This is a genomic window from Actibacterium pelagium, from assembly GCF_002285415.1.
In the GTDB taxonomy this organism is placed as follows: Bacteria; Pseudomonadota; Alphaproteobacteria; order Rhodobacterales; family Rhodobacteraceae; genus Actibacterium_B; species Actibacterium_B pelagium.
In genome coordinates, this window is record NZ_NSBU01000007.1 from 626,889 (window position 1) to 644,396 (window position 17,508).

17 protein-coding genes are annotated in these 17,508 nt (G+C 59.5%); 3 read left to right on the forward strand and 14 right to left on the reverse strand.

Annotation, left to right across the window (positions count from 1 at the left end; genetic code table 11):
• Positions 1-41: 41 nt before the first annotated feature.
• Positions 42-1,016 (reverse strand): LysR family transcriptional regulator, encoded by a 975-nt coding sequence (locus CLM58_RS11980; RefSeq protein WP_095596149.1) that lies wholly within the window; start codon positions 1,014-1,016, stop codon positions 42-44.
• A gap of 330 nt (positions 1,017-1,346) precedes the next feature.
• Between CLM58_RS11980 and CLM58_RS11985 the strand changes: the two genes are divergently transcribed.
• The 3 genes from CLM58_RS11985 to CLM58_RS11995 all read left to right on the forward strand — a co-directional run bounded on the left by CLM58_RS11985 (position 1,347) and on the right by CLM58_RS11995 (position 4,528).
• Complete coding sequence (locus CLM58_RS11985; RefSeq protein WP_095596150.1) at positions 1,347-2,342, forward strand: taurine ABC transporter substrate-binding protein; 996 nt, start codon at positions 1,347-1,349, stop codon at positions 2,340-2,342.
• 108 nt (positions 2,343-2,450) lie between these two features.
• The gene (locus CLM58_RS11990) at positions 2,451-3,257 is read left to right on the forward strand and encodes an ABC transporter ATP-binding protein (protein ID WP_095596151.1); all 807 of its coding nucleotides are present in this window, start codon (positions 2,451-2,453) and stop codon (positions 3,255-3,257) included.
• Positions 3,258-3,262: 5 nt separating this feature from the next.
• Positions 3,263-4,528 carry an ABC transporter permease gene (locus CLM58_RS11995; RefSeq protein WP_095597084.1) on the forward strand — a complete coding sequence of 422 codons (1,266 nt, stop codon included), beginning with the start codon at positions 3,263-3,265 and terminating at the stop codon, positions 4,526-4,528.
• A gap of 103 nt (positions 4,529-4,631) precedes the next feature.
• Here the strand turns inward: CLM58_RS11995 and CLM58_RS12000 are convergent, their stop codons facing one another.
• The 13 genes from CLM58_RS12000 to CLM58_RS12060 form a co-directional block, all read right to left on the reverse strand.
• On the reverse strand, positions 4,632-5,327 hold the full coding sequence (locus CLM58_RS12000; protein ID WP_095596152.1) for an RraA family protein: 696 nt from the start codon (positions 5,325-5,327) through the stop codon (positions 4,632-4,634).
• Positions 5,324-6,019: an alpha/beta fold hydrolase gene (locus CLM58_RS12005; RefSeq protein ID WP_229666107.1), complete on the reverse strand. Its 696-nt coding sequence runs from the start codon at positions 6,017-6,019 to the stop codon at positions 5,324-5,326. Before CLM58_RS12005 ends, CLM58_RS12000 begins: the two co-directional genes overlap by 4 nt.
• Positions 6,016-7,149: a cobalamin-independent methionine synthase II family protein gene (locus tag CLM58_RS12010; protein WP_095596153.1), complete on the reverse strand. Its 1,134-nt coding sequence runs from the start codon at positions 7,147-7,149 to the stop codon at positions 6,016-6,018. The genes CLM58_RS12005 and CLM58_RS12010 overlap by 4 nt, the downstream gene beginning before the upstream one ends.
• 123 nt (positions 7,150-7,272) lie before the next feature.
• Positions 7,273-8,235 (reverse strand): cupin domain-containing protein, encoded by a 963-nt coding sequence (locus CLM58_RS12015; RefSeq protein WP_095596154.1) that lies wholly within the window; start codon positions 8,233-8,235, stop codon positions 7,273-7,275.
• 152 nt (positions 8,236-8,387) lie between these two features.
• Entirely contained in the window at positions 8,388-9,377 is a 990-nt protein-coding gene (locus CLM58_RS12020; RefSeq protein ID WP_095597086.1) for a nuclear transport factor 2 family protein, read from the reverse strand.
• Positions 9,374-10,393 carry a LacI family DNA-binding transcriptional regulator gene (locus CLM58_RS12025; protein ID WP_095596155.1) on the reverse strand — a complete coding sequence of 340 codons (1,020 nt, stop codon included), beginning with the start codon at positions 10,391-10,393 and terminating at the stop codon, positions 9,374-9,376. The genes CLM58_RS12020 and CLM58_RS12025 overlap by 4 nt, the downstream gene beginning before the upstream one ends.
• The gene (locus CLM58_RS12030) at positions 10,390-11,154 is read right to left on the reverse strand and encodes an SDR family NAD(P)-dependent oxidoreductase (protein WP_095596156.1); all 765 of its coding nucleotides are present in this window, start codon (positions 11,152-11,154) and stop codon (positions 10,390-10,392) included. Before CLM58_RS12030 ends, CLM58_RS12025 begins: the two co-directional genes overlap by 4 nt.
• Positions 11,151-12,200: an ester cyclase gene (locus tag CLM58_RS12035; protein WP_143226566.1), complete on the reverse strand. Its 1,050-nt coding sequence runs from the start codon at positions 12,198-12,200 to the stop codon at positions 11,151-11,153. The genes CLM58_RS12030 and CLM58_RS12035 overlap by 4 nt, the downstream gene beginning before the upstream one ends.
• Before the next feature lie 58 nt (positions 12,201-12,258).
• Positions 12,259-13,587, reverse strand: a complete 1,329-nt coding sequence (gene hisD / locus CLM58_RS12040; RefSeq protein WP_095596157.1) for a histidinol dehydrogenase — start codon at positions 13,585-13,587, stop codon at positions 12,259-12,261.
• Between the two features lie 5 nt (positions 13,588-13,592).
• Entirely contained in the window at positions 13,593-14,129 is a 537-nt protein-coding gene (locus CLM58_RS12045) for an ester cyclase (RefSeq protein ID WP_095596158.1), read from the reverse strand.
• A 124-nt stretch (positions 14,130-14,253) separates the two neighbouring features.
• Positions 14,254-15,135 carry a carbohydrate ABC transporter permease gene (locus CLM58_RS12050; RefSeq protein ID WP_095596159.1) on the reverse strand — a complete coding sequence of 294 codons (882 nt, stop codon included), beginning with the start codon at positions 15,133-15,135 and terminating at the stop codon, positions 14,254-14,256.
• Positions 15,136-15,138: 3 nt separating this feature from the next.
• Positions 15,139-16,164, reverse strand: a complete 1,026-nt coding sequence (locus tag CLM58_RS12055) for a carbohydrate ABC transporter permease (protein ID WP_095596160.1) — start codon at positions 16,162-16,164, stop codon at positions 15,139-15,141.
• A 63-nt stretch (positions 16,165-16,227) separates the two neighbouring features.
• On the reverse strand, positions 16,228-17,451 hold the full coding sequence (locus CLM58_RS12060) for an ABC transporter substrate-binding protein (RefSeq protein WP_095596161.1): 1,224 nt from the start codon (positions 17,449-17,451) through the stop codon (positions 16,228-16,230).
• Positions 17,452-17,508 lie beyond the last annotated feature (57 nt).

The window sequence follows — 17,508 nt, forward strand, 5'->3', positions numbered from 1 at the left end:
AAAGGCCAAACTGGAATTCAGAAACTCTGTGAGAGTTCGAGTTAGTCGATCAACGTGAACTTGTCGCGCAGCCAGGGATAGCTAACATGAAAAATGTCCAGCGCGTGGTCGGTCAGCAAACCGCGAACGCGGGTATTGACCAGTTCCACCACAGACCGAGAGCAGTCGGGCGTCGATACGATCGACAGGGTGCGGGCAAAGCTTTTGGCGGGGAAGGGGTGCAGGCGCAATTTTGAATGGAACCGTTTGGCGCGGGCATAAAGAAACGGTGTCGTAATGGTCCAGCCGACCCCGGCTGCAACCATTGCCATCAGGGTTTGGTTATTACTGCATTCAAAACGGTTTGATGTCGAAATCCCGCTGCGCCGAAGGTGAGAGTCGATCTGGCGCGAGATAATCAGGTTGCTGGTGAACCGCAGAAACGGCAGCTTGGTGCGTCCTTCGACGATGTCTTTCAACGCCTGCTCTTCCCCGACTTTCAGGACCACGACAAACGGGTCGCGCAGAAGCGGGCGTTCGTACAAGTCACGCAGGCGTTCGGCGGGGCTAGCGGTGATGCCAAGGTCCAGCTTTCGGTCGCGCAATTGTTCGACGATGTCGTAGCTGAAGCCGCCTTGGAACAAGAAGTCACAGCGTGGCATTTGCCGGGACAGCGACACGGCCAGTTCCGGGATAATGTCGCTTTCAAAGTCATCGGTCGCACCGATGCGCAGATAAGTTGCCTCGGCGACATTTCCCGCGGATGCCTCGGCCTCTGCCTTGCGAATGGAATGCAGTGCCCCGTCGATATTGCGAAGGAAAATCAGCCCCTTGGGGGTCAGCGTCATTGGTCGGCGGCTGTGATTGAACAGCTCAACCCCCAGATGCTCTTCCAGCGACCGCAAGTGATGCGAGATCGTACTGACAGTCAGCCCGGTTTCCTCTGCCGCGGCTTGCAAAGACCCTTTTTGAGCGCAGATCTGAAACAGCTTCAGCCACTTCAGGCTGAGGTCCCGAGACTTAGGGTGGCGTGACATTGAGCAAGTCCAGTTATATCAAGGCATAATTTATCAATCTATCTGAACATTAGTTGCAAAGTTTCGAAATAGAAAGTTCCGAGTCTGGCTTCGAGAATTTTTGTGAATACTCGATATTCGACACGCAATCGTGCGCGAAAAGTATTCTTTGGATCAGTAGGAAGACACATTTGGGCGCCGTACTCCCGGCCACTTTACTCGGGTGAGGGTTCCCAAACTTTACCGAAACAGAGTTTTCGATTGTCGTGTTAGGATATTCCTGGGGTGCGCCCCAACACTCGGAAGCGCGCAAAAAAGCGTCGCACAAAATAGTAACAGGGAGAAAATCCAATGAAGAAAACTGTCGCTACACTTCTGGCAGGAAGCGCGATGGCACTGTCCGCCAATGCCGTTTCGGCAATGGATGAAATCACGGTCGCCTATTTCCTCGAGTGGCCGATGCCGTTCGAATACGCAAAGCAGATGGGCACCTATGACGAAGAGCTTGGCGTTAAGGTCAACTGGGTCAGCTTTGAATCCGGTGTGAAAATGTCGGCGGCGATGGCGTCGGGCGACGTTCAGCTTTCGGTCAGCCAAGGCCTTCCGCCTTTCGTTGTTGCGACCAGCGCTGGTCAGGACCTGCAGATCCTCGACGTCGCGGTCAGCTATGCCGATAACGACAACTGCGTTGTGCGTTCAGAGCTTGAGATCGACAAGACCAACGCGGGTGAGCTTTCCGGCAAGAAAGTCGCCGTTCCGCTTGGTACCGCGGCCCACTATGGCTTCCTGAAGCAGATGAGCCACTTTGGCGTGGACGTCGCCTCGATGGATGTTGTGGACATGGATCCGCCGGATGCCGCTGCTGCAATCGCGCAGGGCTCGATCGACATGTTCTGTGGCTGGGGTGGTTCGCTGCGCCGCGCGCTGGAGCATGGTAACGTTCTGCTGACCGGCGACGAGAAGACCGAACTTGGTATTCTTGTGTTTGACGTGACCTCGGGTCCGGCAGACTTCGTTGCCGAGAACGGCGATCTGGTTGCCAAGTTCCTGAAGGTTACCGCTGATGCAAACGCCATGTGGGCGGACCCGGCAAACCGCGACAAAATGCTTCCGGTTATCGCCAAGGACGCCGGTATGGATGTGGACGCCACAGCCAGCACCATTGACACCTTCACCTTCCCGACCGTGGAAGAGCAGCTGGCAGCCGGTTGGCTGGGCGGCAATGCTCAGTCCTTCATGAAGGGCGTTGCTGATGTCTTCGTGGAAGCTGGCAGCATCGACGGCGCGCTGGATACCTATGAAAACAACGTGAACACCGGTCCGCTAAGCTCGGCCGGCAGCATGTAATTGACACGACCCGAGACGGCAGGCGTGTCTTGCCGTCTCGTCCCCTTGTGGCGCGGTCCCACGCCACTCGTTTTCTGAGATTTAAGACAGGAGCAGAAAGCGCATCCCATGTCAGGATTATCTATCGAAAATATCTCCATGAGGTTCGATCTTCCGAACGGCACCGCAGTTCAGGCGCTTCAGGACGTCTCGCTTCACCTGAAAGAAGGTGAATTGATGAGCGTGCTTGGCCCGTCAGGCTGCGGCAAGACCACGTTGCTGAATATCGTGGCGGGCTTTCTTGCGCCGACTGAAGGCAAGATCGTGATGAACAACCACACCGTCGCCGGCCCGAATGCCGAGCGCGGGATGGTGTTTCAGCAGGGCGCACTGTTCGAGTGGATGGACGTGCGAGAGAACGTCAGCTTTGGCCCTCGAATGAAGGGCCAGACAGAGGCCGAGTGGGGCCAGCATGTGGACCACTTGTTGGATGTAACCGGCCTTGGCGATTTTAAAGACAAAGCCATCTACGAGCTTTCGGGCGGGATGCAGCAACGTGTGGCTTTGGCTCGTTGTCTTGCGAATGATCCGGATGTGATCCTGATGGACGAACCCCTTGGCGCGCTGGACGCGCTGACGCGTGAAAAGATGCAAGGGTTGGTTCTGAAACTTTGGAAAGAGACCGGCAAGACGATCATCCTGATCACCCACTCTGTGGAAGAGGCCTTGTTGTTGGGCGAACGCCTGTTGGTCATGGCGCCGCGCCCCGGCCGAATTCATAAAGAGTATCGTTTGCCCTTCGCCGAGATGGGCGTGGGCGCCGATCTACGCGAGGTGAAGAAGGCTGACGGTTATGCCGAAACGCGAGAAGAAATTCTCGAAATGATCTGGAACATGGAAGAAGAAATCATGGGCCGGGCGGAGGAAATGGCATGACCGGTATTCTGATCCTCTTAGTCTACGTCGCGATCTTCGCGATTTCATTCCTTGTTGTCCGTTTTCTGGTTCACAAAACCACCACGGATTACACGGCCCTGAAAACGGTTACCTTCGGCGATGAAAGCGCGGTGAAGGCGAACCGAATTGCCTCTGTTGTCTCGGTTGTCACGATCTTCCTGATTTGGGGATCATTCACCGGGTCATCTTGGGTGCCGGGCTTCGTGCATGCGCCGGGACCTTTCGCGGGCGAAACCTCTTTCGTTTACACGATTGAAACCGAGGATGGTCAGAAGGACGATGCAACTGTCTTTGTGCGCGTTGCCGACTTTGGCGAAGAGACCGAGAAGTTTGAGGTCGACCCGGGCGATGGTATCGCAAAGAACGATGCGGTGGGGATGCCGGCGTCGCGTTCGACGACGATCATCTTTGACAAGAATGACGAGGTTACCCGCAAAGATGGCGCCAAAGTCGTGGCCATCGACGGTGTCGCCATCGGGGCGGAAGGCGAAATCCAAACCCCCGCAGGTCGGTTTACATTGACTGGTAAGGGCGCGATCAGTTTCTCGCCCCCCAAGGGCCTGCAGATGGAGCCGATCTGGCTGCCGCCGCCCGAAGCTGTGGTCAGCCGCGTGGTCGAGATTGCAAGCGAAGGCTATCGCGATAGCACGCTGGCCAAGCACCTTGGCTATTCGCTGTTCCGGGTCATTGCTGGCTTCCTGTTCGGGGCGCTTCTGGGCATTCCCCTTGGCTATGCCATGGGCCTTAGCAACTGGTTCCGTGGCTGGTTTGAGCCGATCGTGGAATTCATGCGCCCGGTGCCACCGCTGGCCCTGATCCCGCTGGTCATCATCTGGTTCGGCATTGGTGAAACCGGCAAGATCATCCTGCTGTTCCTGGCATCGCTTTGGATCATGGCGATCTCGGCAAGGGCAGGGGTCTCTGGCGTGAATATCTCAAAGGTGCACGCAGCCTATTCGCTTGGTGCTAGCAAGTACCAGATCATGCGTTACGTGATCGTTCCGAACTCTTTGCCGGAAATCTTCACCGGCGCGCGTGTGGCGATGGGGGTCTGTTGGGGCACCGTGGTTGCCGCCGAACTGGTTGCCGCGACCGAAGGTGCGGGCATGATGATCATGGTGGCGTCCAAGTTCCAGCTGACCGACATCGTTCTGATGGGTATCATCCTGATCGGTGTCATTGGCTTCGGGATCGATATCCTGATGCGCAAGGCCGAGAATTGGTTGGTGCCGTGGAAAGGTCGCAGCTGATCCAAGCCATGCACCCGATTATAAAAGGAAAGGGCCCGCTTTTACGGGCCCTTTTTCATTTGGTGGCTCATGTCAGATCAACGTCTGAACACAAGTGCGGTGTTTAGGTTCGGGCGGACTCAAACGCGTTCCAAGCCGCTTCGAAGGCGTCGAAATCGAACCCTTCCTGCCTTGCCGGGTCGAGGACCAGTTTCTCGGTTTCCAAGAGTTTAAGGATCGCGGTTTCTAGCCGATCAACCACATCTTCAGGAACGACCAAGGCGCCGTGACGATCGGCGTGGACCAAATCTCCGTCATTAACCGTAAGGCCGAAGATGTTGACCGGGGTTCCGATTTCTTTGACGTGCACAAACCCGTGCGACGGTCCGATAGATCCTGCGACCACCGGATAGTTGTCGGGCAGGTCGGCAAGATCGCGCATGACGCCGTTCGTCAAGGTGCCACTGATCCCGAACCCCTTGTGTACGGTTGTGTTGATCTCTCCCCAATAGGCGCCGATGCAGTGGGGGAAGTCGATGTCTTCTACCACGGTGACTGCGGGGCGTGGGCCTTCGGACATGTGGCGGTAATAGTCCATGCGGCGGGCCTTGATGACCTCTGGCGGTTCGGTTGGGGGCGCAAGGGCTGCGATCTTTGCGGTGCGGGCATAGCCGACCATGGCCCCGGCGTCTGGGTCAGAGCACAACATCGTTCCACGGGTGAAATCGTTGAAGCCGCGTTTGCCCTGCGCCACTTCGATGGCGTTACAGACGGTGGGGGTGTCGACCTTTCGCAAAAGGTCCAGAAGGGATTGGTTCATAGGGCCTCCAACCAGCGGGACAGGGCCGCCGTGGTTTCTTCGGGTTGTTCAAGCGTGGGCAGATGGCCCGCGTTTTCAATGATCTCAAGGGTGCTGTGCGGGATCAGCTCATGCATCAGTTGATGCCGTTCAACCGGGCAAAGCTGATCATCTCGACCGCAAAGGATCAGCGTTGGTTTGGCAAAGGTCCGCAGCGTTTCGGTCTGGTCGATCCGGTCACGTAGGGCTTTGGATTGATTGATAAAAACCTGAGGCCCAAGACCCATCGCCATATCCATGCACAGGTCCAGAATTGCCCCGCGACGGGGTCCGTCGGTCAGGTAGTTCGGCTTCATCTCTTCGCGCATGACGCGGTAAAGCTCGCCGGCTTCGGCAGCGGCGATCTGCGGGGCGCGGCGGGTTTTGACCTCATCCAGTTCGGCTAGGGGATTGGTGTCCATCAAGGCCAGACCAGTAACGCGATCCTTTGCCTGCCTAACGACCTCCATCGCCAGAATGCCGCCCATGGAAAGGCCCGCGATGGCAAATCGGGGCGGGGCACAGGACAAGAGTTCAGCGGCCAAGGCCTGCATCGTGTCATGGCCGCCCATGGGCATAGTCATCAGGGGAATGTGCCCGGACAAGGCGTCGATCTGCGGCTGAAACAGCCGCGCGTCGCACATCATGCCGGGTAAAAGGATCAGGGGTGTCACTGGCGTTCAGAGGCGATTTTCGCGCCGTCAGAGAGGGCCGAAAGCTTGGCGTAGGCAATGTCAGGATCGACCGCACCGAAACCCGCGAAGGTGCCGAAGCCGCAATCAGAGCCAGCGATCACGCGGTCGGCGCCGACGATTTGTGTAAACATATCAATACGTTGCGCGACAAGTTCGGGGTGTTCGACGAAGTTGGTGGTGGTATCTACGACGCCGGGGACCAGCACTTTGTCGTCTGGAATCTCGGTCTTGCGGTCTCGGAAGACGGTCCATTCATGGGCGTGGCGGGGGTTTGAGGTCTCGAACAGCACAAAGCGGGACTTGGTCGACATCAGGGTCGAAAACACCTTGTCCATGCCGATGTCGCAGCAGTGCGGGCCTTCGTAATTGCCCCAGCAGATGTGGACGCGGACCTTGTCGGCGGGCACGTCGGATAGGGCGTGGTTCAGAGCCTCGACATGCATGTTGGCGACCTTTACGAACTCTTCATCCGACAGGTCGTTGAACAGCATGTGACGCGACAGGGCGAGGTCAGGGCAATCCAGTTGCAGGTCCAGCCCCGAGGCGACGATGGTTTCATATTCCGCCTTCATCGCGTCGGCGAGTGCAGCCAGATATGCCTCGCGCGTTTTGTAGAAATCATTTTGCAAAAACAAGGAGATAACACCGGGAGATGCGGCATTCATAAAGCCGCGTTCGGCCCCGTGTTCGGCCATTGCCGCCTTTAGGTTGGCGATGTCTTTTTCCAACTCTCCTTGGCCTTTTGAGCGGACTTCGCCGGTGCACATGGGGCGGGCGTATTGGGGGGTGCCGCCGTCGTCGGCGAGGCGTTGCAGGAAGCCCGGGAACATCTTCAGGTCGGCTGGTGCATTGCGTGGGCTGTCGCCGGAAAAGCCGGTGTAGCGGTCTTTGACGTAGGTGGCGTAAGAGATCTTGGACGTTTCGCCATCGCTGACGATATCTACGCCCGCATCCACTTGTTTTTTAACGGTTTCCGAGACAGCAGCGGTCATGCAAGCGTCGAAATCTGCCTGATCGTAGGGCTTTTCGTTTTCACGAGCGAAGATGAAATCAACCACGTCTTGCGTGCGTGGCAGGCTGCCCACGTGGGTTGTTAAGATTTTCGACATGCCGTTCCTCCGGTCCGTATGAGTGCCATATGACCTGCATATGACTTGCATATGAGTTTATTGATGCCCCGCCGCGTTAACCTTTGCGGGGGCAGGGCGGCCCGCTGGCCGCCCCTTTTCATGTTAGTTGCCGGTCCAGGTCGCGCCTGCCGGATCGTCGGTCGCGGTGATCCGATAGAGGCTGGCCTCTCCGGTCATCGAGGGTTCTGCGGTATAGCTTTCGCCGGGCATCACCAGCGCAGTGTCGCCGCCCGTCAGGGTGACCTGATAGCCATCGACATTGATGCGCCAATGGCCGCGTACCGGCATCAGCACGACAGGTTTCTCGACCTTGGTGGCTGCGGTGACGGCAGAGCCTCGGGTCAGGAAGTCGACCTCGAACCCCGGTTTGTCTTTGATGACGCCATCCTGGCCGATCACGACGGCAGGTTTGTCGGCACCAAGGGCCATCAGGTCCCAATAGCGGGCAACGTATTTGCCGATCACGGCATCAACCGGAACCTCGGGATAGGCTTTCAGCTGCTCTTCGGTCAGCAGGGGCATCGGGCCTATGCCTTCGGGCAGGGACTGGCCCTTCTTGGTGTCGTAGAGCTTGCCGTTTTCGCCCAGCACAAGGCCGTGGTCCTTCGCGTCTTCGATCACCTGCGGGGCCCATGTGACGCCACCGCCAGCGTCATCGCCACCAAGGATCGACATGATCATCCCATAGTCGGTGCCGATGTTTTCGAACCCGCGGAAGATGCCGGTCGGAATGTTGAAGATATCGCCTTCCTCGGCTACGAACTCTCCGGCGGTGCCATAGCGGCCCCAGAAGAAGCGCCAGCGGCCCTTGGCGACAAAGAAGACCTCGGCCGTGGTGTGGCTGTGCAAAGAGTTGCGGCACTTGGGCGGCTGGCCCGCCGCGCCGATGTTAAAGCCGATCTGGTCGGTGATGTGGACGTGCTGATCGGGGGATTCCGAAACGCCGCCGCCGACGATGGTGAAGTTTTCCTTTTGGTCGCTGCCCGGGGTGTGGGCGTCGATAAAGGCGGTTTTGCAGGGGACCAGTTCGCCATAGCGAACGATGCGGTCTTGGATGGTGCTCATGTGTCTTGTCCTTTCTGGTTGGGTGTTGGGTGGGGGAAAGCCCACCTTCCCGGAGGACGGTTGTTCAGACGCCGCGCCCGCAACGACGCGCGATGCGCGTGAAAGCGCTGCGCCGCTTGGCTGGCATCAAGATATGGCACCCGAGAGATCATTCAGAGGTCACCGGTTGCCAGAAGGATCTGTTTCCAAACCGAAGTTTCATCAAACAGGGTCCATTCGCGCCGCAGCTTGGGTTCGCCGCCGATCAGCTCGCCGAATTCCGCGTGGGAAATGCCCAGCACATAGACCTCGGCCCCGGTGGGGGCGCCGAAGACGCCCCAGCCATCGTGTTTGCCCCAAAGGCACCAGCGGATGGCGGCGCGTGGGGGCATGGAAGGGTCATCGCGGCCGATCTGGTGTTCGATCTTGAACTCGGCGTTCGGGAAAGAGGCGCGCAGCCCCATCCAGAACCGATCAACCGGGGCCCAGCCATGGCCGGTCTGGCCGCCGGGGTATTCCGATTGCACGGCACGGTCGTATTCGCCTTCGATCGCGGCGATGTCGGCATTCATGATCCTCGTCAGGATATCGGCATAGCGCTGGCCCCACGCATTGTCGTTGCCGGTTCCTTTATAGGGGCCGTCGCGGTCGGTCTTGGGGGTCAGGGGTTTGACGCAGGCCTTGGCCCCGCCTTCGCGGGCAATCAGGTCGCGCGCATAGTCCTTGGGATCCCAGCCCATCTGGCGCACGATCGCGCCTTGATCGCGGATCAGCCATTCGTCGTCGATGGCGTTGTTCTTGGCGTGGCAGTCGGCAAGGATGCGGTATTGCAGTTTTTTGCCGGTGGCCTTGCCATAGACACCGTCACCCAGATGGGTCGCGGTCGAGATGATGCGGTGCGAGCTAAGCATCCCGTCTTCTGGCGTGCCGGACCAGATCACGTCTTCGCCAAGCAACTGTCGGTCGGGGAATTCGGCCAAGGTGGCCATGGTGGCGCCGATGACGTTTTGGTTGCCCAGAACCACAGAGCCGGGCGAGCGCACGACGATATCGGGGCTGTAATAGTCGTGCAGCGTCGCGATGCCGCGGTCTTCCCAAATCTCTTTGGTGATCCCGATAATGTAATCGGGGAAATCTTTGAATTTGGGATCAAATCCCTTCATGTCTTCCATCCTTCAGGAATGCGGGCAGAGCCGCGAATTATTAGCGGGCCGTCGATCTCGACTCGGCGGGGGCCGTGGGCCTCGCCCTCGATTTCGTCCAGCAGTATGTCGACAGTCTCAGAGACCATGCGGTTGGCGGGTTGGCGGACCGTGGTCAGGTTGTAGGCTGGCCATGCCGCGGTCGGCACGTCGTCGTAAGAGACAACAGAGACGTCTTCGGGCACCTTCAGGCCCAGCTCAGAGCGCAGCACGTCCATGACGGCAAAGGCCATGTGATCGTTGGCCACGAACACGGCTTCGGGCGGGTCTTGGGCAAACATGGTGCGGGTGGCCTCGGCGGCCTGTTCCATCTTGAAGTTGCCGACACCACGGGCGTGCAGGTCGACGCCTTCTTCGGCCAGTTTGTGCACGAACCCGGCTTCGCGGTCGCGTTGGGTCGAGGCACCTTCCCAGCCCGCGATATAGCCGATCTTGCGGTGGCCACTGGCCAGCAGGAACTCTGCCACTTTACGCCCACCGGCGAAGTTGTCCGAGGTCACGGCAGACATCTCTGGGCCGTCTTGCGAGCGGTTGAACAGTACCATCGGCACGCCTGCCGCCTGACAGCGGGCCGAGAGTTCGGTCGACATGCCGACCGAGGCTGCGATGATCCCGTCGACCTGATAATCAAGGATCTCTTCGACGACATTATCGATGTCCGCCGCTGTATTCGGGGCGAGGAAAACCAACACGTGGTAGCCGCGTTCCTGCAGGGCGTTGGACAGTTTCTCCAAGGCTTCGGGGTAGAAGTGGTTTTCAAGATAAGCGACCACCAGACCGATGATCCGAGAGCGCCCCGATACCATCGCACGGGCAAGCGAGTTTGGGCGATAGCCAAGTTCTTCCGCGGCCTTCTTCACCTTGTCCACGGTCTTCTTCGACGCCGAGGCACCGGGGGTGAAAACGCGACTGACCGCCGATTGTGAAACGCCGGCGAGTTTGGCGACCTCGGCTGATGTTACCTTGGGGCTGGTCATTCCGCTGTCCACCCCCCGTCGATCATCAGGGCCGTGCCGGTCACCAGCGCCGAGGCGTCAGAAGCCAGATAGACCACGCCGCCCATGATGTCTTCGACCTCTCCGATCCGGCCAAGCTTGATCTTTTCTTCGACCCACGCGCGGCGTTCGGGGCGGTCGAACGTCTGTTTGGTAAGGGGCGTTACGATGAAGGTCGGGCAGATCGTGTTCACGCGGATGCCCTTTTTGCCCCATTCGATCGCCATGGATTTGGTGAAGCCTTCAACAGCGTGTTTGGTGGCGGAATAGACCGCGCGGTCCAAGCCCCCGACCTTGGCCATCTGGCTGGAGATGTTGATCAGGGACCCCGGCTTGCCGGCTTCGATCAGCCCCTTTGCAACCGCTTGGGTCAGGAAGTAGGCGCCTTTGATGTTCAGGCCCGCTACGGCGTCGAAATCCTCTTCGCTGGTCTCTTCTGCGGGGGTGTGGCGGGCAAGGCCTGCGGAATTAACCAGAACGTCAAACGGGCCGTTCGCAGCGACGGCGGCTTGGGTGGCAGCAATATCCGAGACGTCCAGCGCCAGTGCCTCGGCGCTCATGCCTTTTGCCGTCAACTCGTCCACCAGTTTGGCCAGCTTGTCCGCAGAACGCGCGGCAAGGACGACATGCGCCCCGGCCTCGGCCAGTGCGACGGCGCAGGCCAGCCCGATGCCGGAACTCGCGCCAGCGACAAGAGCGCGCTTGCCGTCAAGGCGGAAGGAAGGGGTTTGGGGCAGGGTCATGCGGCGTCTCCGGGTCGTTCAATGGGTCCAAGATTGCGCGCCTTGTTGAACGCGCGCATCCGGGCCAGCACATCAACGCCAAGTTGGGCATAGATGTCCAGCAGGTCGACCAGTACCCAGTTTTCGCGGATCAGGCCGCCTTCCATTCGCCAGAAATCCAACGAGCGCAGGGTGATCTTTTGCCCCGCGGGCGCGATACCCAGCCAGCCATCTGCGCTGATGGTCTGTTTCATATTCGGCCAGCCGGTGACGGCGGCGTAATCACCATCGCCGAAGAAGTGGAACACCAGTTCGTCGTCATGGGCGCCGCGGTCGGGCATGGCCGACAGGAACGGGATTTGGTGCCAGTTTCGGAAGCCTGACGCGCCGCGGGCGGTGCCGATCCCGGCGGGGCCATACCAGTTGAAGCGCGGGTGCCAGAACTTTTCCATCTCCATCACCTCGGGGCCGCCCTGGGCGGGGTGGCGGATCAGATGGGCCAGCATGTCGACGATGTGCTGGCACGAGGCTGTTGCCCGGGCCTTGTCCCACGGGCCGGGGACAAACCCGTCCTGTGACGATGGCCCCGGGACAAACATCTCGCGCCCAAGCGATGGCACCATCGGCCAGGCACCGGCTTGCATCATCAGTTCGGGGATGTCCCAGATTGCCTGCATTTCGACGATCTGGTTGTTTTCGATGCGATAGAACTCGTGAAAGCGCATGTGGGCGATGTGACCGGTTGGCGGGATGTCCAGCCACGGGGCGAGGAACGTGCCCACATAGTGACCGCCACAGCCGACCCATTGGTCGCCCTTGTCGGTTTCCCCGGCCATGACGATCCAATCTCGACGCTCCAGATCGAGGAGGGCGGCAAGAAGCGGGGCATAGGCGCTGTCGTAAAGCGCTTTGGGTCCTTGCAGATCGCCAATGGGATGGGAGAGATGGATCACCCCATCCGAGGCAAATACCCGGTCCAGGGCGGCCCGCACGGGTGCTTCAGTAAAATCCCGCATGACCGCCCGAAGCGGCGAGATGAGGGCCTTGTTGCTGCTGTGTTGATCCATCTTCCGTTAGTCCAAATTTCCAAGGAAAGGCGGGGGGGGGTGGCCCCGCGTCCCCGGCTTACTCTGCCGCTTCCCGATATGGCGCGCCTTCGCCATAGGGCACGTTGATCCCGCCATAGCGGCGGACGCGGATGTTGCACTGTTCGGCATGGCCGACGAAGCCTTCGAGCATGCACAGGCGCGACCCGTATTCGCCGATCAGCGTTGCGGCTTCATCGGTCGTGACCTTCTGATAGCTGTGCGTTTTCAGGAACTTACCGACCCAAAGACCACCGGTGTAGCGGCCTGCTTTCTTGGTGGGCAGCGTGTGGTTGGTGCCAATCACCTTGTCGCCATTGGCCACGTTGGTACGGGGGCCAAGGAACAGCGCGCCATAGCAGGTCATGTTTTCAAGGAACCAGTCGTCGCGGTCGGTCATGACTTGAACGTGTTCAGAGGCGATATCGTCGGCGACCTGCAGCATCTCGTCATAGGTGTCGCAAAGAATGACCTCTCCGTATTCTTCCCAAGACACGCTTGCGGTGTTCGCGGTTGGCAGGATGCCAAGGATGCGGTCGATCTCTGACAAGGTAGCTTCGGCAAGGGCGCGGCTGTTGGTCAGCAGAACAGCCGGAGAGTTATAGCCGTGCTCTGCCTGACCCAGAAGGTCGGTGGCGCACAGCTCGGCATCGACGGTGTCGTCCGCGATGACCATGGTCTCGGTCGGGCCTGCGAAAAGGTCGATACCGACGCGGCCAAAGAGCTGACGCTTGGCTTCGGCGACGAAGGCGTTGCCGGGGCCGACAAGCAGGTGCACGGGGTCGATGGTCTCGGTCCCGATGGCCATGGCACCGACGGCTTGGATGCCGCCCAGCACATAGATCTCATCCGCGCCCCCCAGATGCATGGCGGCGATCACGGCAGGGTTCGGCTCGCCGTTGAAGGGGGGCGTGCAGGCGACGATGCGGGGCACGCCTGCGACCTTGGCCGTGGCGACCGACATGTGGGCCGAGGCCACCATGGGGAACTTGCCGCCCGGGACATAGCAGCCGACCGACTGCACGGGGATGTTCTTGTGGCCAAGGATGACGCCGGGCATGGTCTCTACCTCGATATCCAGCATCGAGTCCCGTTGGGCCTGTGCGAAGTTGGTCACCTGTTCCTGTGCGAACTTGATGTCGGCCATCTCGCGCGGGCTGACCTTGGCGATGATGGCCTGAATTTCTTCCTCGGACAGGCGATAGGTTTCGCGGTCGTAGTTGTCGAATTTCACTGCCAGTTCATGCACGGCCGCGTCGCCGCGCGTTTCGATGTCTTTCAAGGTGGCTTCGACCACTGCTGCGGTCTTTGCGTCGTCCTCGGCGCGATCAGCTTCGGGTTTTCCGCGTTTGAGATATTCAATCGCCATAGTCTTTATCCTTGTGTGTCGGGGCGCGGCGCTTGTCGTTCGCCGCGGTCAAATGCTTCCCAGCCTTCACCCTGAAAAAGGTCCACGCCCAGTTGCGCGGCCACATGGGCGAAATCGACGTTCACCCAGTTGTCGACGATCTTGCCGTCGACGACTTTCCAGAAGTCCATGTAGCGGATTTCGACCCGCTTGCCGGTGGGCGCGATGCCCAGAAATTCGCCTGAATGCGTGGCCTCTTGCCGTCCAAAGGCAGCAGCCCATTCGCCCATGTAAAGGCGGGCCTCGTCGATGCAGGTTTTGTCACTGAACGCGGCCTGAAACGGGCGCTGCCAGTTGTCCTGAAACTCTTGCAGGCCGGTCTTGGTGCCGCAGCCCTGATTGCCCATCCAGCGGAAGCCCTGGGCGAAGAACTCTCCGATGTCGTCGATGCGGTGGTCGTTGAGACCATCCACCATCGTTTCGATCACGCGGCGCGTTTCTTCGGTTTTGGTCATGTCGGTGTCGCGCGTCAGCACGGCTTGTTCGGGACGAGAGCCTTTCATGGCGTGTCTCCTGTCAGAATGCGTTGGGGTGTAAAAGGGGTGGCGAGCACCCCCGTCAGGAAATCCCTTGGCATTCTGTTAAGCGCCGGGTGGCGGGACAGGGCGTTATGGCGGGCAGAGCGGCTCATCCTTTGACGGCACCTGCGGTCAGGCCCGAGACGATCTGGCGCTGGAAGAACAGGACCATGACAAACAGCGGGGCCGTGGCCGAGACAACGGCGGCGACCGCGAACATCACGTTACCCTCGGTCTGGGTGGTGCCCATGAAAGCTGCGATGGCCGGGATCATGGTGCGGTTGCCCTCGTTCAGGATCATCGAGGTCACGGCGAAGTCGTTATAGGCCAGAAGGAAGCTGAACAGGCCGGTGGTGATGACGCCCGGCCACATCACCGGAATGATCACGCGACGGAAGGCCTGAAACTGGGTGCAGCCGTCGACCTTGGCGCTTTCGTCCAGCTCTTTCGGGATCGATTCAAAGAAGGAATGCAGCATCCAAAGGGTGAAGGGCTGGTTGATGGCCACCAGAACGATGATCGCGGTCGGCAGGAAGCCCCAGACGTTCCAGTCGAAGAACACCGGCAGGTAGCCCGACACAAGCGTGATCGGCGGGATGGCGCGGAAGATCAGCGCGGTGATCAGCAGCCAGAACACGTATTTGAAGCCAGAGCGCGACAGGGCATAGCCGCCAAGTGTCCCGATGGTCAGCGAGGTGCAGACCACGAAGATACAGACGAAAGTGGTGTTGATCACATTGCGCCAGAAGTCTTCCTGTACCCATGCGCCGTCATAACCGGCCCCGGTGAAGGTCGACCCGTGGGTGCGTTCGGTATTGGCGCCGGTGATGGCGTTGGTCCAGTCGGCGATCGAGAAGAAATCAAGCTCGACCTTGAAGCTGCCCCAGAGCGTCCAGAGGAAAGGGAAGGCGGCCATAAGCAACCAGATGGTTACAAAGGCCCACAGGGCGATCTTAAGCGGAAGCGGTTTGCGGGTTGCGGCACTCGACATGGGTTAGGTCCGTCCTTTGAATTCGCGCCAGGTGCGCACAAGCACCGGCGATAGAAGAATGGCCACACCGACGACGGTCAAAACCGAGGTTGTGGCGGCTGCCGACAATTGCTGGGTCTCACCGCCAAGGTCGTTGAAGATGATCCAGCTAAGCGAGGTCGCGTGGGCCGAGGCGCTGAAGCCGACGATCGGTTCAAAGACGCGGAAGTTGTCCATCAGTTGAATAAGCGCCACGAAGGTCACCAACGGCATGAGGTGCGGAATGGTGACATAGCGGATCTGTTGCCAGCGCGTTGCGCCGTCGATCTGAGCGGCCTCAAGTGTATCCTTCGGTACGGTCTGAAGACCGGCGTAAAACACCACGAAGGCAAAGGGGGCAGACGACCAGATCCCGTAGACGATTAGCGAGGTCCACATCAGGGGCGATGAGGCTTTCAGCGACAGGTCCGGGTCATTGGTCAGATATTGAAGAAAGTTCCCGATCACCCCGCGGCTGTCGATCATCCAGAACAGGATCAGAGAGCCGACAAGGGGTGTCACGATCATCGGAAGCAGCGAGAAGAAGATCACGACGCCTTTCAGCTTGCGGTGCAGCGCGTTCACCGAGATCGCGATCGCAAAGCCAAGGGCGATCAGCAGCGGTGTACAGACGAATGTGTAGGTCAGTGTGAACGACAGCGCGCGATAGAAGGGCAGGTTGAAGAGCGTTCCGAAGAATTCGCCCAGACCGTCGGCATTGCGCCATGCTTCGCCAACCTCGGTCACGGCCAGATGCCCACGATCCAGATACACATCGAACCCGACAAAGCGACCCATCGGTTCGGCCTCTCGCAGGGCTGCGGTGGCCTCTTGGTCGATGGTGGTCTCTTTCTTGCAGCCGAAGGGGCCGCAGTTCTCGACCTCGATCAGCACGGCTTCGTGCGGGGCAAAGAACGACTGGGTCACGATCGAAACCAGCGGAGCCGCGATGAAAACCAGCATGGCCAGCCCTGTGGGCAGGAAAAACCAGAAGAAGGTGCGATGTTTCATGGCTGCTCCAGAAATTCAGAGAGGGTGAGAGGGGCGATATCGCCCCTCTCGGGAGGAGAGTTCTTAGAGGAACCCTTTTTCCTTGGCGGCAGCGGTATAGGCTGCTTCGACGTCTTTCAGGGCCTGCTCGGCGCTTTCTTTACCCTGCATGAAGTCGGCCAGTTCGTTGCTGAGTGCAGTGTGCATCAGGCCCATGTACGGCAGCATCGGGTAGGGGACCGAACCCGCTTGTGCGGCGGCAAAGACGCCCTCGGCGGCCGGTGTCGGCTCGTAGCCGTCGATCAGCCAGACGGCCTGGGTTGCGATCTCGTCGCTTTCCAGAATGGCCGGGCGAATGGCGTGGGTCATCGCGACAAAGGTGGCTTCGGCCTCTTCGTCGCTGATGTTTTTGGCAACGGTCCAGCCGTCCCACCACAGGGTGGTTGCCGGAACAGAGCCGCCGCCCACGGTCATTGGACCCGCGATGGCAAAGCCGTCAACGACCTCTTGCGGGACACCGTCGACGGTGACCAGGGTTGCGGCGCGGCTGCCCCACATGTTCATCAGGGCGACGTTGCCCGCGCGGAACTCAGCGTTGGTAGCGTTGGAGTCGTGGGTCAAATAGTCGGGGTTCATGTATTCCGACAGCGCCTTCATCATTTCCAGCGCCTTGACGCCAGCTTCGCTGTTCACGTTCGGCTGTGCTGTGCCGGCTTTGAAGTGCTCGCCGCCATAGCCGATGAACATGTTGTTGAATTCCTGCGCGATGTTCCAGTTCGCGGCATAGGCGCCACCAACCGGGTTGGGCAGGATGCCTTGGTCGCGGATCATCTTGGCCGCGGCCAGCATGTCTTCATAGGTTTTGGGGGGCTCGACGCCGATCTGATCAAGGATGTCCTTGCGGTACACCAGGTGCTGGGCGTTGGCCATGAAGGCGACCGCCATAACCTTGCCGTTGATGGTGATCAGCTGGTTCTTCTTCAGACCCTGACCGTGTTTCGCCACCAGATCATCCAGCGGGCGAATGACGTCTTCGTTCATCAGCGCCACGATGGACGAGTTCGCAATGATGGCCGAGGTATATTCGGCCGGATCACCCTGCATACCGGGCAGGTTGATCTTCTGGTGGTCGGCGGTCAGGTTGGTGCTGACCTCTGCGCCAGAGCATTCCTGAGCGCCTGCGCCCACGGTCTGGATCGCCGGGAATTCGTTGCCAACGATGTTCACACGCGCGCTGATTTCGCACGCCATCGCGGTGCTTGCCATTAGCGACAGTCCGCCAGCAAGAGCGAGTTTCTTCATAAACATTGATAGTTCTCCCTGTTGAGTTCGGGGTGCATCTTCGAAGTCTGCACCCCTTTGGCC